Origin of the sequence: Rhizobium sp. Root483D2, assembly GCF_001426685.1 — a bacterium.
Taxonomy (GTDB): domain Bacteria; phylum Pseudomonadota; class Alphaproteobacteria; order Rhizobiales; family Rhizobiaceae; genus Pararhizobium; species Pararhizobium qamdonense.
In genome coordinates, this window is record NZ_LMFB01000019.1 from 140996 (window position 1) to 156270 (window position 15275).

Genomic DNA, 15275 nt, shown 5'->3' on the forward strand with positions numbered 1-15275 from the left:
TGCTGAGATGCCGGAAAAAGGCTTAGTTGGTTATCGAGGCTTGCTGCTGGGGATCGGCTTCCGGTTTCATGGAGACCATTTCCGGGGCCACCAGCGCGCCGGGGCGGATGCGCTGCAGGCCGTTGACGACGATGCGTTCCTCAGCTTTCAGGCCGGCCGTCACCACCCGCAGGCCATCGGATTTCATGCCGACGGTGATTTCGCGGTATTCGGTGGTGTTGTCCGGCTTGACGACCATGACGTATTTCTTGTTCTGGTCGGTGCCGATGGCCCGTTCATGCACCAGGACTGCGTCCTCGGACTTGGCCTGGCCCATGCTCAGCCGGGCAAACTGACCCGGCATCAAGGCGCCATTGGCATTGTCGAACACGGCGCGCACACGGATCGTGCCGCTCTGCGGATCGACGCTGTTATCCACCAGCTGGAGCTTGCCGCTGACAACAGAGGAGCCTGCAACATCCATGCGCACCGGCACGCGGTCGATGAAGTTGCGGGCGTTGACGCCTTCCGGCAGCTCGGCAAGAATGCTGGACACGATCCGCTCATCGGCTTCGAAGCTTGCATAGATCGGGCTCAGCGACACCAGGCGGGTCAGGATCGGCGAGGACGGGCCAGCGGCGATCAGGTTGCCTGCGGTGATCTCGATCTTGCCGACGCGGCCGGTGATCGGAGCGCGGATCTCGGTATATCCGAGATTGAGCGCTGCCGATTGCAGCACGGCGCGGGCAGCACCCACATCCGCTTCGGCACTGGCCAGACCGTTCATGCGCTGATCAACCTCGCTCTGCGACACGGCATTGGAGGCCAGCAATTGCTTGCCACGCTTCAGTTCGACGCGCGCCAACGAGGCGCGGGCTTCGGCTGCGGTGACGCTCGCTTGCGCGCGGGCAACCTCGGCCTGGTAGGGGGCTGGATCGATCGTGACGAGCAGGTCGCCCTTATTGACGATCGCGCCTTCCTGGAAATGCACCGACTGGATGGCGCCGGCAACGCGCGAGCGCAGCTCGACATGATCGACGGCTTCGAGGCGGCCGGAGAATTCGCTCCATTGCGTGACGGACTTTGCCTCGACGACTGCGACGGAGACGGGGATGGCAGGCGGCGCTGCGGTCGAGGCATCGGCCGCGTTGCCGCTGCCGGCCGGGCTTCCCAGCAGATCGAAATAGATTGTCGGCGAAATGGTGGCGACTGCCAGTACGAGGCCGGTGGTGATGAGCTTGGTCTTGAAACTTCCGAATGACATGGCGGCTATCCTGAATTTCTGCCCCGGAGTGTGGGCTGCCTGTGGTCCATCGTGGGAGGCGAAGGATTTGGGCAAGGGTTGCATTGACGTTCAATACCGTTCGGTATAGAAATAGGTTCTGAAACCGATCACTGTCAATCGAATTATGTACCGATCGGTATAAAAAAATTCGGGAGGGCCCCACCCCATGGGACGGCCAAGAGAGTTTGATGTCGATGATGCCTTGGAAACGGCGATGGAGCTGTTCTGGCGAAAGGGCTACGAAGGCACGTCTCTCACCGACCTGACGGAAGGCATGGGCATTACCAAGCCGAGCCTCTACGGTGTCTTCGGCAATAAGGAAGGTCTCTTCCTCAAGGCGCTGGAGCGTTACGAGCGCACCAAGATGAATTTCTTCCATGAAGCCCTGAAGGAACCGAAGGCGCGCGATGTCGCCTGGAAAATCCTGAGAGGGTTTGCCGATTCGCAGACCGCCGAAACCGGTCCGAGCGGCTGTCTCGGCATCAATGGCGCGCTCGCCTGCAGCGAGGCGGCCGCCGAAATCCAGAAATGCCTGATCGAAAACCGTCAGCGCGGCGAGCGCGATCTCGGCCGGCGGTTCGAGCGTGCGCTGAAAGAGGGCGATCTGCCCGCCGGGCACGAGCCCTATGACCTCGCCCGCTACATCATGACGATTTCGCAGGGGACCGCCATCCAGGCAGCATCCGGCGCCGACCGTCAGGCGCTCTACCGTGTCATCGATATGGCCTTGCAGTTCTGGCCCGAAACGGTCGCGGCTGAGAGCTGAATCAGAAGCTTGCCGAGTTCCATATACAACTTTGCCAGTGTCGTACCGGCGCGATCACTCGTCCGCCATCTTTCCACTGCGCGATTCCAGCCGGTAGCGGTTGCCGGGATAGACCAGCCGGGCAAAGGAAACGACGCGTTTGGACGACCATGTGCGCCGCCGGATGAGCAGGCAGGGCTCTGTGCGCAGGATCACCAGAAGCTTGCATTCCCATGGCTGCGGCATGGCCGCTTCGACGATATGTTCGGAGCCGCTCAAAGGTGCTTCCGCCGTCAGATAGGCGTTCGGTGTCTGCACTGTAAAATCTTGCTCCAGGTAGCCGGGCGCTGCTTCCGGGTTGACGAAGCGGTCTTCGATCTGGACCGGAACGCCGTTTTCGCTGTGCACGATCAACGAGTGAAACACGGGCGCGCCGATCGGTAACCCAAGCGCATCGGCAACGTCGGGTGCCGCGGTTTCCTGCGCCAGAACGACGACCGTGGCCTGATGCGTATGGCCCCGCTCATCGATTTCCTCGGCGATGTTGCGCACTTCGAACAGTTCGGAATAGCCTTTGCGCTCGGCAACAAAGGAGCCGACGCCTTGGATGCGCACAAGTTCGCCTTCGCTTGCCAACTCCCGCAGCGCCCGGTTGGCCGTCATCTTGCTGACGCCCAGTTCCGCCACCAGTTCGTTTTCCGACGGGACCCGGTGTTTCGGCGGCCATTCGCCGCTCTGGATCCGGTCCAGGATCATCTGCTTGACGCCGGCATAAAGCGGCGACCCGTCATTGTCGCTGGTCACCCATTTTAACGGAGCGTTCTGGTCGTTGCTTCGTTTCATATGCTTATTCCTTGGGCGGAATTAATTTTGCATTCAAATGCGGCCGCCCACTTGCATACCATAAAAATTAGCATATGGTACCATATACAACATGGATGTTCAGGGGCATTTTTCGCGTCTTGATTTCCATCAGTTATGTGTAAAGCCGGCGCAGATCGGCGGACGTTGTTGAAGATAAACCTCAGAGGAACGTGAACATGAACCTGTCAAAATTTCTGATGGCTGGCGCCGTCGCATTTGCAACGCTTGCCGCTCCGATGGCTCAGGCCAAGGACTGGAAGACCGTGACCATCACGCTTGAAGGCGCCTATGCGCCGTGGAATCTCACCAATCCGGACGGCACGCTCGGCGGTTTCGAGCCGGAACTGGCGAAATATCTCTGCGACCACATGAAGGTCGAATGCACATTGGTTGCCTCCGACTGGGATGGCATGATCCCGGCGCTTAACGCCGGCAAGTTCGATGTGATCATGGACGCCCTGTCGATCACCGAAGAACGCAAGAAGATCATCGACTTCACCATTCCCTATGCCCATACGCATGCGGCTTTTGCGACGCTCAAGGATGGTCCGCTGGCCAATGCCGCAGGTACCGGCACGGTCGTGAAGCTCGATCCGGGCGCGACCGGCGTCAAGGAAGTCGAAGCGATGAAGGCCGCCTTTGCCGGCAAGACCATCGGTATCCAGGCCGCCACCGTCTATTCCAAGTTCGTCTATGACAATTTCGGCGATATCGCCACCGTTCGTGAATACAAGACCGGTGCGGAGCGCGATCTTGATCTGGAAACCGGCCGTATCGATCTCGTCTTCGATGACGCCGTCTACTTGATCTCGGCGTTTGACAAGTCCAATGGAACGCTCGGCTTCACCGGTCCTGAAATCGGCGGCACGATCTTCGGCAGCGGCGAAGGCCTTGGCGTGCGCCAGGCCGATACCGACCTGCGCGACATGCTGAGCAAGGCGATCCAGGCTGCTCTCGACGATGGCACGATCAAGACCCTGTCGATGAAGTGGTTCAAGACCGACGTCACGCCCTGATCTCAAGTCTGTCCGCCGCTTGCTATTTTGCCTGCGGCGGGCACACTTGCTGCGGCAGGCCGCTCTCTTCAGGAGGCGCGGCCTTCCATATCCACCTGAAGATCGGGAATCCGGCCTTGCCGGGAACGACGGGATGCCTGCGGCATGGCTTTACTTCAAATGATCGGTTTTGGCCCCACCGGCTGGGGCGGGCTGCTGCTCGTTGCGGCGCTCATGACGCTCTGCGTCACCGCCGTTGCTCTGTTGATCGGCGCTATCTTGGGCTCGCTCATTGCCTGGGCGAAGCTGTCGGGAAGCCGGGTCATGCGCACGATCGGCGGCATCTACACCACGGTGTTCCGGGGCGTTCCCGAGCTGTTGATCATCTATCTCGTCTATTTCGGCGGCTCGAGCGCCGTCACCGCCATCGGCACGGCGATGGGATATGAGGGCTTCCTGGGGCTGCCCTCCTTTGCGGCCGGTGCGCTGGCGGTCGGCGTCATCTCCGGCGCCTATCAGGCGGAAGTGTTTCGCGGCGCCTATCTGGCCATCCCCAAGGGGGAACTGGAGGCGGCGCAGGCGATCGGCATGAACCGCAGGCTGCGTTTTCGCCGCATCATCGGCCCGCAAGTCTTCCGTTTTGCCATTCCGGGTATCGGCAATGTCTGGCAGCTCAGCCTCAAGGACTCGGCGCTGGTCTCGGTCACCGGCCTTGCCGATTTGATGCGCACCAGCCAGGTCGCGGCCGGCTCCACCCGCCAGCATTTCCTGTTCTTCATTGTCGGGGGATGCCTCTATCTGATCCTCACCAGCTTCTCGGACCGCATTTTCAACAGTGCCGAGAAGCGCGCCAATCGCAGCATGCCGACCAGCCTCGGCCAGGCCTGATCAAGGAGACGCGCGATGGACATCGCCTTCATGTTCGAGACCATGAAAACGCTGCTGGCCGCTCTGCCGATGACGCTGGCGCTGTTTTCCCTTTCCGTCATCTTCGGCGGGCTTCTGGCACTTTTGATCGTCTGGATGCGCGTCAGCGGCAATGCCGCCGCCCGCAACTTTGCCAAGGGCTATATCTTCGTGTTCCGCGGCTCGCCGCTTTTGATCCAGATGTTCCTGATCTTCTATGGCCTCGGCCAGTTCGGCTTCATCCGCTACAGTTTCCTGTGGCCGGCGCTGCGCGAGCCCTTCGTCTGCGCCGTCCTGTCGCTGGCGCTTTGCACGGCCGGTTATTCCGCCGAAATTTTTCGCTTCGGGCTTCGGGCCATTCCGGCCAAGGAGATTGAGGCGGCGCGCTCCATCGGCATGTCCGGCTTTCTGTTGACCCGCCGTATCCTCGCCCCGATCGCCTTCCGCCATGCGCTGCCGGCCTATTCGACGGAGGTGGTGATGATGGTGAAATCGACAGCGCTTGCCAGCCTCGTCACCGTCTGGGAGGTGACCGGTGTGGCGCAGCGGCTGATCTCGCAGACCTACCGCACGATGGAAGTCTTCCTCTGTGCCGCCGCCATCTATCTCATCCTCAACTTCATCATCCTGCAGGCGATGGCGCTGCTTGAATACAAGCTGACCCCGCATCGCCGCGCTGCTCCTCTTTTCCCGGTGCCGCAACGATGAACGCCGCGACCCTTAACCAGACTGGAACGACCATGGCAGGCACGACCCGGCTTTCCGTCCGCAACATCCGCAAGAGTTTCGGCACGCATGAAGTGCTGCGCGGCATCTCGCTCGAGGCCCGCGATGGCGATGTCATCTCGCTGCTCGGCGCCAGCGGCTCCGGCAAATCGACCTTCCTGCGCTGTATCAATCTTCTCGAAATTGCCGATCACGGCGAGATTTCCGTCGATGGCGAGCTTATCCAGATGCAGCAGCGCGGGGGAAAGAATGTCCCCGCCAACCGCCGGCAGGTGGACCGGATCCGCTCCGAACTCGGCATGGTGTTCCAGTCGTTCAATCTCTGGTCCCATATGACCATCCTTGAGAATGTCATCGAGGGACCGGTTCATGTGCTGAAGCGCCCGCGCGCCGAATGTATTGCGGAAGCTGAGGCGCTTTTGGAAAAGGTGGGGATTGCAGAAAAGCGCCATGCCTATCCGGCCCATCTTTCCGGCGGCCAGCAGCAGCGCGCGGCGATTGCCCGCTCATTGGCAATGCGGCCGAAGGTGATGCTGTTCGACGAGCCAACCTCGGCGCTTGATCCGGAACTGGTCGGGGAAGTGCTGCGCGTCATGCGTTCGCTGGCCGAAGAGGGCATGACCATGCTGGTCGTCACCCATGAAATGAGCTTCGCCCGCAATGTTTCCAACCGGGTGATCTTCATGAAATCCGGCGAGATCGACAGCGACGGCGCGCCGGAAGAGCTTTTCGGTTCCGGTGGTTCGCCGAGCTTCCGCCAGTTCATCGGCAATTTCGGAGGCTGAGCGTGCAGGACATCGTACTCGACACGGCACCCGGCTGGCGTGCCGTGGCTGCGGTTGCCGATGGTGCAACGCTGTCGCTTTCCGAAGCGGCCAGGACGCGGATCGAAACAGCAAGCCGCATTGTGTCGGCGATCGTCGAAAGCGGCGTGCGGGCCTATGGGGTGAATACCGGCGTCGGGGCGCTTGCCGATACGGTGGTCGATCGTCCCTCGCAGAGCCGTCTGTCGCGCAACATCATTTTGAGCCATGCCTGTGGCGTCGGCCCGCTTCTGGAGGCGCGGGAAGTTCGCGCCATCATCGCCGCCCAGATCGCCAATTTTTCCCACGGTCATTCCGGCGTGCGGCCAGTGATCGTGGACCTGCTGCAGGTCTTTCTGCGCGAAGATTGCATTCCCGACGTGCCGTCCAAGGGTTCGGCCGGCTATCTCAGCCATAATGCCCATATTGCGCTGGTATTGATCGGCGAGGGCAGGGCGCGGCTGAAGGGCGTTCCGGTATCCGGTGCGCAGGCTTTGGAAGCGCTTGGCGCCGCGCCGCTGGTTTTGCAGGCAAAGGAAGGCCTGAGCCTCGTCAATGGCACGGCCTGTTCTACCGGGCTCGGGGCCGTGGCGCTCGCGCGGGCTGAACGGCTTCTGGTCTGGGCCGATGCCATCGCAGCGCTGACGATCGAGGCGCTCGGCGGTCAGATGACCGCCTTTGACGCTGACGTGCTCGCCCTTCGCAAATCCAAGGGGATCGAGAAGGTCGGCAGCACTTTGCGCGCGCGTCTCGCCGGTAGTGGTCTGATCGAGGCAGCGAAAGGTGCGCGCACGCAGGATGCCTTAAGCCTTCGTTCGGTTCCGCACGCCCATGGCGCGGGGTGGGATGTGCTTGATTTCGCCGGAATGGTCGTCGATCAGGAACTGGCCTCCGTGACGGACAATCCGGCGGTGTCCGGCACGCCGGAGACACCGGTGGTGTCCTCCGAGGCGCATGCCGTGGCGCCGGCGCTCGGCCAGGCGCTGGATAGTCTCGCCATCGCCATTGCCCAGATTTCGATGATGAGCGAGCGCCGGATTGACCGTCTCGTCAATCCGCTGGTGAGCGGTCTTCCGGCCTTTCTCGCCGCCGATCCGGGCGCCGGGTCCGGCTTCATGATCGCGCAATATACGGCAGCGGCCCTTGCGGCGGAAAACCGCCGTCTCGGCGCTCCGGCAAGCCTGGATGGCGGCATCACGTCGGCGCTGCAGGAGGATTTTCTCGGGCATCCGACAGCTGCGGCCAACAAGCTGCTTGCCGTGATCGACAATGCCGAGCAGATCCTCGGCATCGAATTTGCCGCTGCCGCGCAGGCGCAGGATTTCAAGGCCGATGTGGCGCCGCGTGCTCAGGGAACCGACGTGCTCTATCGTCATATCCGCGCGAATATGCCAACCTATGCCGACGACCGGCCGCTCGGCTGGGATCTGGAAAAGGCCCGCGACCTGCTCTTGCAATCGCCGCCTCCCCATATCTGAAACTCCCGAAAGGATCTTGCCATGACCGCCCATTTCGACGTTGCCGTTATCGGCCTTGGCGCCATGGGCAGTGCTGCGATCGCGCATCTGGCCGCCCGTGGTGCAAAGGTGATCGGCATAGACGCCTATTATCCGGCACACGCGCTGAGCTCGTCGCATGGCGATAGCCGGTTGATTAGGCTTGGTTATTTCGAGGACCCGTCCTATGTGCCGCTGCTGCAGCGTGCCTATGCCAATTGGCGCGCGCTCGAAGCGCGGCTGCGCGAGGATATTTTGACGATTACCGGCGTGCTGCAGATCGGCAAACCCGACAGCAAGATCGTCAGCGGCACGAAGAAGAGCTGCGCGCTGCACAACCTGCCGCTCGAAACCCTTGATCCCGGCGAAATGCGCCGCCGCTTCCCGGTGTTTTCTCTCGATGAAGACGAGGTGGCACTGCTCGATCCGCAGGGTGGTTATCTCAAGCCCGAAGCGGCTGTGATGGGGCATCTGAAGCTTGCGGCTGCCGATGGTGCGGCCTTGCATTTCGGCGAAAAGGTGACGGCGATCGAGCCGGGTGAGGGCGGGGTGGCCATCGTTTCGCAGACCGGGCGTTATCATGCGAGCAAGGTCATTGTTGCGACCGGCTCATGGATCGGCGAGCTGGTGCCTGATCTGCGCGATCACGCGGTGCCGATCAAGCAGGTGGTCTCCTGGTATCAGCCCGCCGACGGTTTCGTCACCATGCCGCAACGCATGCCGGTGTTCATCCGTGACGAAGGCGACAACGGTTCGTTCTTTGGCTTTCCGGCGATCGGCGTCGATGGCGTCAAGGTCGGCCGTCATGCGCATTTCCGCGAGCCGATCGATCCGAACCAGCCCAATCCGGCCGTCAACGGCAAAGACACGGATCTGCTCGACAACTTCATCAAGCGCCGGCTGCCGGCCGCTGCCGGTCTGCGGGTACGCTCCACCACCTGCCGCTATACGATGCTGCCGAGCGAGGATTTTCTGCTCGACCTGTTGCCGGGCGACAAACGCATCGTCGTGGCGTCGCCCTGCTCAGGCCATGGGTTCAAGTTCACCAGCGTTGTCGGCGAGATCCTTGCCGATCTGGCGCTGGAGGGCGGCACGGACCTGCCGATCGGGGCCTTCTCGTTTGCCGCTATGGACCGGTTTCTGGCAGCGCGGGCGGCATGAGCATGACTTACACGCTGAAACCTGCGACCGCGACTTTCCTTGGCCTGCCGGCCGCGAGCCAGGCCCGGCCGGGTTCGGCAGCGATTTTCGGCGCAGTGCACGGAACCGCCTATCCGCATGCCGTTCAGACTATATCCGGCATATCAGCGCCTGATGCTGTGCGCCGGGCGATCACGGAAGCATCCGTGCATGTGGATCACTGGGATTTCGATTTTGACGGCCCTTTGTTGAACGATAGTGGGCTGGATGTGGTGGATCTCGGCGATATCGAGACGAAGCCGCAGGACAATGCCGGTAACCGCGCGGCGATCGAGGCGGCAACGCGGGATATCCGGGCAGCGGGCGCTGTTCCGATCCTGATCGGCGGCGACGATTCGGCCGCTATTCCTTTCATGCGCGGTCTTGCGGATGCCGTTGACCTGCATATCCTGCAGATCGATGCGCATATCGATTGGCGCGACCGGATCGGTGAAGAGACGCTCGGCTATTCCAGCACGATGCGGCGGGCTTCCGAACTGCCGTTCGTGCGCTCCATGACTCAGGTCGGCATTCGCGCCGTCGGCAGTGCGCGCCGGGAAGAGGTCGAGGCGGCAAAAGCCTGGGGTTCGCGGCTGGTCACGGTGCGCCAGGTGCGGGCAAGCGGTGTCGCCGAAATCGCCGATGCCATCCCGCGTGACGGCGCGCTGCTGATCCATATCGATGTCGATGCGCTCGATCCATCGATCTGCCCCGGCATCAACGCCTTGTCGCCTGGAGGCCTGTGGCTTGAGGAAGTGACCGATCTGATTGCCGCAGCCATGACCGGGCGCAGGCTTGCCGGCTTCTCCATCGTCGAGTTTCAGCCGGCAAACGACGTCAACTCCATGACCGCGACGGTCGTTGGCCGGTTGATCTGCCATGTCCTGGGCAATCTGGCCCGCCAGACCGGGCGCTAGAGTTGTTTTAAGCCGGGGTGATGCGGATCAGGTACGTCTCCGTTGGCATGTCGGACGTGATCAGCACGACGCCCTCAAGGATGGCGCAATCGAGACGCCCGAGTTCCTCGCCATGGCCCTGGCTGTCGATCCGCATGTTGCCGAGCGAAAGAAGCATCGTGACGCCGCCTTCGGCATCCAGATGATGCTGGCCTTCGACAACCCGCCTTTCGACCTGATGTGTCCATTGCCCCCGGCGCGTCATGACGTTGAGATCAACGATCGGCCCCGATACCAGCCGCGCGGATGTCTGGGCGTCGGCCGGGAAGGCCAGCGGGTGGGAGGCCTGCGTCAACAGGGTGGAGGGCCTTCCGGCGATGTCGAGCTCCATGCCTTTCCCCTCAAGGATCGACAGGGTGCGGTCTATTCCGGCGAAAACGGAAAACGGCCCATCGCTTGCCACCGTCGCCATGCTGACGCGCCAACCGAAGCCGGCGAGATCGGCTTCCGGCGGAAAGACCGCAATCTCCACCGTCTCGCCGCCGCCGTTTTTCCACGGCATGCGGCGGTGGTTGCTGGCTTTCAGGATGTGCAACTGGCTGTGAAGCGGCGTTTGTCGGTCGTGCATTGTAAACCTCTGCGGAGTAGACTAAGTTTAGTGGACTAAGTCCGAAGGAGGACGATGATGGAAACTGTCAATATTCACGAAGCAAAGACACATTTGTCGCGCCTGATGGAGAAGGTCTCCAAGGGCGAGTCGTTCATTATCGCCAAGGCCGGAAAGCCGATCGGTAAGCTGGTGCCACTGGATGAGGCGGAAATGCCGAAGAAGCGCCGCATTGGGTTCATGAAGGGTGAAATCGTTGTGCCGCATGATTTTGATAGGATGATGGCAGACGAAATCGAAGAGATGTTCTACGGCAACCCCGATAAATTCAAAGATCGATGAGATTTTTGCTCGATACACATATCCTGATCTGGGCGGCGGGCGATATCAACCTGTTGCCGCACGACGTCAGGCTGCTCATCGAAGACGGCAGCAACGATCTCCTGTTCAGTCCTGCCAGCATCTGGGAGATAGCCATAAAACACGGTCTCGGGCGGGACGATTTTCGCACCGATCCTTTTGTTCTGCGTTATCGGCTTCTCGAAAACGGGTATATCGAACTGCCGATCAACAGCGAGCATGCAATCGCGATTGCTGGCCTGCCGCTGCTTCATAAGGACCCCTTCGATCGCATCCTGATTGCTCAGGCGATCATCGAAGGGGTCGTTCTCATAACGGTTGACGATATGGTTCTACGATATCCGGGACTTCCGAAATATCCGCTGAACTAAGGTCTCAGTTCCCCAGAATCCCCGGCAACCGCAGACCCTTTTCCTTGGCGCAATCGATGGCAATGTCGTAGCCCGCGTCGGCGTGGCGCATGACGCCGGTGGCCGGGTCGTTCCAGAGCACGCGCTCCAGGCGGCGGGCCGCATCGTCGGTACCATCGGCGCAGATGACAACGCCGGAATGCTGCGAGAAGCCCATGCCGACGCCGCCGCCATGGTGCAGCGACACCCAGGTGGCGCCCGATGCGGTATTGAGCAGCGCGTTCAGCAGCGGCCAGTCGGACACGGCGTCCGAGCCGTCCTTCATCGCTTCGGTCTCGCGGTTTGGCGAGGCGACGGAGCCGGAATCGAGATGGTCGCGGCCGATGACGACCGGGGCGGAGAGTTCGCCTGTTCTGACCATCTCGTTGAAGGCGAGGCCAAGCCGGTGGCGGTCGCCGAGACCCACCCAGCAAATGCGCGCCGGCAGGCCCTGGAAGGCGATGCGTTCGGCGGCCATGTCGAGCCAGTTGTGCAGGTGCTTGTTGCCGGGGGTGAGTTCCTTCACCTTGGCATCCGTCTTGCGGATGTCTTCCGGATCACCGGAGAGGGCGGCCCAGCGGAAGGGGCCGATGCCGCGGCAAAATAGCGGGCGGATATAGGCGGGCACAAAGCCCGGGAAGGCGAAGGCGTTTTCCAGGCCCTCATCCTTGGCGACCTGGCGGATGTTGTTGCCATAGTCGAAGGTCGGGATGCCCATGTCCTGGAAGGCGATCATCGCCTCGACATGGTCGCGCATGGAGGCGCGGGCCGCCTTTTCGACGGCTTTCGGGTCGCTTTCGCGCTTTTCCTTCCACTCTCCCATCGTCCAGCCCTTCGGCAGATAGCCGTTGACCGGGTCATGGGCCGAGGTCTGGTCGGTGACCATGTCGGGGCGGATGCCGCGGCGGACCATTTCCGGCAGGATTTCGGCGGTATTGCCGAGCAGGCCGACGGATTTTGCCTCACCGGCGGCGGTCCAGCGCGCGATCATCTCCATCGCCTCGTCCAGCGTTTCCGCCTTCTCATCGACATAGCGGGTGCGCAGGCGGAAATCGATCGAATCGGGATTGCACTCCACGGCAAGGCAGCAGGCGCCGGCCATGACGGCGGCCAACGGCTGGGCGCCGCCCATACCGCCGAGACCGCCGGTCAGAACCCATTTGCCCTTGAGATTGTCGCCATAATGCTGGCGTCCGGCCTCGACGAAGGTCTCGTAGGTGCCCTGAACGATACCCTGCGTGCCGATATAGATCCACGAACCGGCCGTCATCTGGCCGTACATGGCAAGGCCCTTCTTATCCAGTTCGTTGAAATGATCCCAGGTCGCCCAATGCGGCACGAGGTTGGAATTGGCGATGAGCACGCGCGGCGCATCCTTGTGGGTGCGGAACACGCCGACCGGCTTGCCCGACTGCACCATCAGCGTCTCGTCTTCATTGAGGTCACGCAGCGTTTCGACGATCTTGTCGAAATCGGCCCAGGTGCGGGCGGCGCGGCCGATGCCGCCATAGACGACCAGTTCATGGGGGTTCTCGGCCACTTCGGGATCGAGATTGTTCATCAGCATGCGAAGCGGCGCTTCGGTCATCCAGGATTTTGCGGTCAGCTCGGTGCCACGGGCGGCGCGGACGTCGCGGATATTGTGACGAGGATTGGTCATTTTGTTCCCCTTTTGGTGTGTGCCAGTGTCAGCGCTACTGTTTCGATGCGCGTGAGAATGTCTTTTAAGTGGATGCGGAGTTTGGCGGCCTTGACCTCGTCATAGGCGAAGGGCGGCGTTTCCGTGCTCAGGTGCGTGGCTTGCGCCAGTTCCATCTGTATCGTTTGAACGCCGTTTTCCTGATCGCTGTAATGGCGCGTCGTCCATCCGCCCTTGAAGCGGCCGTTGAGGATGCTGGTATAGCCCTCGGCATTCAAAACGACATCGACCGTTGCGTCCTGGATGGCTGGATCGCAGGTCTTGCCCATGTCGGTGCCGATGTTGAAGTCGGGCAATGTCCCTTCGAACAGGAACGGAATGTCCGAACGGATCGAATGGCAATCGTAAACGACGGCAATGCCGTGGATAGCCTTTACGCGCTCGATCTCGGCCAGGAGCGCGGCATGATAGGGCGTGTGGAAATCGGCAAGGCGGGCGGCGATATCGGCTTCGGTTGGCTCTTCCCCGTCCTTCCAGATCGGGACGCCGTCAAAGTCCGTTTCCGGAATGAGGCCGGTGGTGTTCTGGCCGGGATAAAGGCTGACGCCTTCCGGATCGCGGTTTGCGTCAAGGACGTAGCGATGGAACGTGGCGCGCACCGTGGTCACATCCGGCAGCAGGCCGTCATAAAGGCGATGGATGTGCCAGTCGGTGTCGGTCAGCAGCCGGCCTGTCTCGTTGAGCCGTTCCCAGATATCCGGTGGAACATCGGTTCCGGTATGGGGGAAGCCGAGGATGACCGGCGATGTGCCCTGTTTGATTTCGAAAACGCTCATATCAAGCCTCCAGAACCGGCAGGATGCCGCTTGAAATCGCAGCGTTCAGCGCGCCGGTGGCAATAAGATCGCTTGCCGCCTTCAAGTCTGCCGCCATGTAGCGATCGACCTCCAGCGTCGCCACGACAGTGCGGATTGCGGCGATGGCGTTGGTCAGTTCCGGGCTGGTTATGAGAGGCGCGCGGAAGTCGATGCCCTGGGCGGCCGTCAGCGCCTCGATGCCGATAATGGCGAAGAGATTGTCGGTCATCTGCAGCAGGCGGCGGGCGCCGTGGCAGGCCATGGAGACATGGTCCTCCTGGTTGGCCGAGGTCGGGGTGGAATCGACCGAGGCCGGATGCGACATCTGCTTGTTTTCCGACATCAGCGCTGCCGATGTGACTTCGGCGATCATCAGGCCGGAATTGAGGCCGGGCGTCTTGGCAAGAAATGCCGGCAGGCCATAAGAGAGGGCGGGATCGACCAGAAGAGCGATGCGGCGCTGCGAGATCGCGCCGATTTCGCAGATGGCGAGCGCGATCTGGTCTGCCGCAAACGCCACCGGTTCGGCGTGGAAATTGCCGCCGGAGACGACGGAATTGTCCGACAGAACCAGCGGATTGTCGGTGACGGCATTGGCTTCGATTTCGAGCGTGCGGGCAACCGAGCGCAGGAGATCGAGGCAGGCACCATCGACCTGGGGCTGGCAGCGGATGCAATAGGGGTCCTGAACCCGCTCGTCGCCTTCGATATGGCTTTCACGGATGACAGAGCCCTTGAGCAGGCCGCGCAGGGCAGCTGCGGCATCGATCTGGCCCTTATGGCCACGCAGGGTATGGATGTCTGGATGGAACGGTGCCGAGGAGCCCATGGCGGCATCAGTCGAAAGCGCGCCGGTGATCAGCGCGGATTGCGCGGCACGGTGGGCACGGAAGAGACCGGCCAGTGCCAGCGCGGTCGAGACCTGCGTGCCGTTGATCAGCGCCAGGCCTTCCTTGGCGGCCAGAACGACCGGGGTCAGGCCGGCGCGTTCCAGCGCTGTGCGGCCGTCCAGCTGTTCGCCGTTGAAGAAGGCCTCGCCTTCACCCATCATCACGGCTGCCATATGGGCGAGCGGTGCAAGGTCGCCGGAGGCGCCGACCGAGCCCTTTTCCGGGATGACCGGGATGACGCCTTTTTCGAGCATGCCCTCGATCAGGCGAACGAGTTCGATCCGCGTCCCGGAGGCGCCACGGCCGAGCGAGACCAGCTTCAACGCCATGATCAGGCGGACGATGTTTTCAGCCAGCGGCTGGCCGACGCCACAGCAATGAGAAAGAATAAGATTGCGCTGCAGGGTGGCGACATCCGCAGCATCGATCCTGATGCTCGCCAGTTTGCCGAAGCCGGTATTGATGCCGTAGACCGGCGCATTGCCGGCGGCGATTTCGGCGATGCGGGCGGCGGCCTTTTCGATGCCCTTGTCGAAGGCGGGATCGAGCCGGGCGGCTTCCCCGGTCCAGTAGATGGTTTCAAGCGTTAAAAGCGGGACGGAGCCCGGCTGAAGAATAAGCGTCATGTATCTGTCCTCACCAATGCGCGGAGCCGGGCT

At 61.8% G+C, this 15275-nt stretch carries 16 protein-coding genes; 10 read left to right on the plus strand and 6 right to left on the minus strand.

The window, feature by feature from the left end; all coding sequences use genetic code 11:
• Positions 1-22 precede the first annotated feature (22 nt).
• Entirely contained in the window at positions 23-1243 is a 1221-nt protein-coding gene (locus tag ASD32_RS16855; RefSeq protein ID WP_060639197.1) for an efflux RND transporter periplasmic adaptor subunit, read from the minus strand.
• A 187-nt stretch (positions 1244-1430) separates the two neighbouring features.
• Here ASD32_RS16855 and ASD32_RS16860 point away from each other — a divergent pair, with 187 nt between their 5' ends.
• Positions 1431-2030 carry a TetR/AcrR family transcriptional regulator gene (locus tag ASD32_RS16860; protein ID WP_060639198.1) on the plus strand — a complete coding sequence of 200 codons (600 nt, stop codon included), beginning with the start codon at positions 1431-1433 and terminating at the stop codon, positions 2028-2030.
• A gap of 54 nt (positions 2031-2084) precedes the next feature.
• Here the strand turns inward: ASD32_RS16860 and hutC are convergent, their stop codons facing one another.
• Positions 2085-2852 (minus strand): histidine utilization repressor, encoded by a 768-nt coding sequence (gene hutC, locus ASD32_RS16865; RefSeq protein ID WP_060639199.1) that lies wholly within the window; start codon positions 2850-2852, stop codon positions 2085-2087.
• Between the two features lie 197 nt (positions 2853-3049).
• On the opposite strand from hutC, the gene ASD32_RS16870 reads away from it, so the two are divergent.
• The 7 genes from ASD32_RS16870 (at position 3050) to ASD32_RS16900 (ending at position 9895) form a co-directional block, all read left to right on the plus strand.
• Complete coding sequence (locus ASD32_RS16870) at positions 3050-3889, plus strand: transporter substrate-binding domain-containing protein (protein ID WP_060639200.1); 840 nt, start codon at positions 3050-3052, stop codon at positions 3887-3889.
• A 144-nt stretch (positions 3890-4033) separates the two neighbouring features.
• The gene (locus ASD32_RS16875) at positions 4034-4756 is read left to right on the plus strand and encodes an ABC transporter permease subunit (RefSeq protein WP_060639201.1); all 723 of its coding nucleotides are present in this window, start codon (positions 4034-4036) and stop codon (positions 4754-4756) included.
• A 15-nt stretch (positions 4757-4771) separates the two neighbouring features.
• Entirely contained in the window at positions 4772-5482 is a 711-nt protein-coding gene (locus ASD32_RS16880; RefSeq protein WP_060639202.1) for an ABC transporter permease subunit, read from the plus strand.
• Between the two features lie 32 nt (positions 5483-5514).
• A complete protein-coding gene (locus ASD32_RS16885) occupies positions 5515-6285 on the plus strand; it encodes an ATP-binding cassette domain-containing protein (RefSeq protein WP_060639203.1) in 771 nt (256 codons plus the stop codon).
• A gap of 2 nt (positions 6286-6287) precedes the next feature.
• Positions 6288-7781 (plus strand): histidine ammonia-lyase, encoded by a 1494-nt coding sequence (gene hutH, locus ASD32_RS16890; protein ID WP_060639204.1) that lies wholly within the window; start codon positions 6288-6290, stop codon positions 7779-7781.
• Positions 7782-7802: 21 nt separating this feature from the next.
• Positions 7803-8960: an N-methyl-L-tryptophan oxidase gene (solA, locus tag ASD32_RS16895; RefSeq protein ID WP_060639205.1), complete on the plus strand. Its 1158-nt coding sequence runs from the start codon at positions 7803-7805 to the stop codon at positions 8958-8960.
• Positions 8957-9895, plus strand: coding sequence for an arginase family protein (locus ASD32_RS16900; RefSeq protein ID WP_060639206.1), 939 nt, complete (start codon positions 8957-8959; stop codon positions 9893-9895). The genes solA and ASD32_RS16900 overlap by 4 nt, the downstream gene beginning before the upstream one ends.
• Before the next feature lie 7 nt (positions 9896-9902).
• On the opposite strand, the gene ASD32_RS16905 is transcribed toward ASD32_RS16900, so the two are convergent.
• A complete protein-coding gene (locus tag ASD32_RS16905) occupies positions 9903-10502 on the minus strand; it encodes a HutD family protein (protein ID WP_244490188.1) in 600 nt (199 codons plus the stop codon).
• Positions 10503-10559: 57 nt separating this feature from the next.
• Here ASD32_RS16905 and ASD32_RS16910 point away from each other — a divergent pair, with 57 nt between their 5' ends.
• Positions 10560-10823 (plus strand): type II toxin-antitoxin system Phd/YefM family antitoxin, encoded by a 264-nt coding sequence (locus tag ASD32_RS16910; protein ID WP_060639207.1) that lies wholly within the window; start codon positions 10560-10562, stop codon positions 10821-10823.
• A complete protein-coding gene (locus ASD32_RS16915; protein WP_060639208.1) occupies positions 10820-11212 on the plus strand; it encodes a type II toxin-antitoxin system VapC family toxin in 393 nt (130 codons plus the stop codon). The genes ASD32_RS16910 and ASD32_RS16915 overlap by 4 nt, the downstream gene beginning before the upstream one ends.
• A 4-nt stretch (positions 11213-11216) precedes the next feature.
• On the opposite strand, the gene hutU is transcribed toward ASD32_RS16915, so the two are convergent.
• From hutU to hutH (ASD32_RS16930), 3 genes are read right to left on the minus strand one after another with little or no spacing between them, the layout of a single operon-like run.
• The gene (hutU, locus tag ASD32_RS16920; RefSeq protein ID WP_060639209.1) at positions 11217-12890 is read right to left on the minus strand and encodes a urocanate hydratase; all 1674 of its coding nucleotides are present in this window, start codon (positions 12888-12890) and stop codon (positions 11217-11219) included.
• On the minus strand, positions 12887-13705 hold the full coding sequence (gene hutG / locus ASD32_RS16925) for an N-formylglutamate deformylase (RefSeq protein WP_060639210.1): 819 nt from the start codon (positions 13703-13705) through the stop codon (positions 12887-12889). Before hutG ends, hutU begins: the two co-directional genes overlap by 4 nt.
• A 1-nt stretch (position 13706) precedes the next feature.
• The gene (gene hutH / locus ASD32_RS16930) at positions 13707-15242 is read right to left on the minus strand and encodes a histidine ammonia-lyase (protein ID WP_060639211.1); all 1536 of its coding nucleotides are present in this window, start codon (positions 15240-15242) and stop codon (positions 13707-13709) included.
• Positions 15243-15275 lie beyond the last annotated feature (33 nt).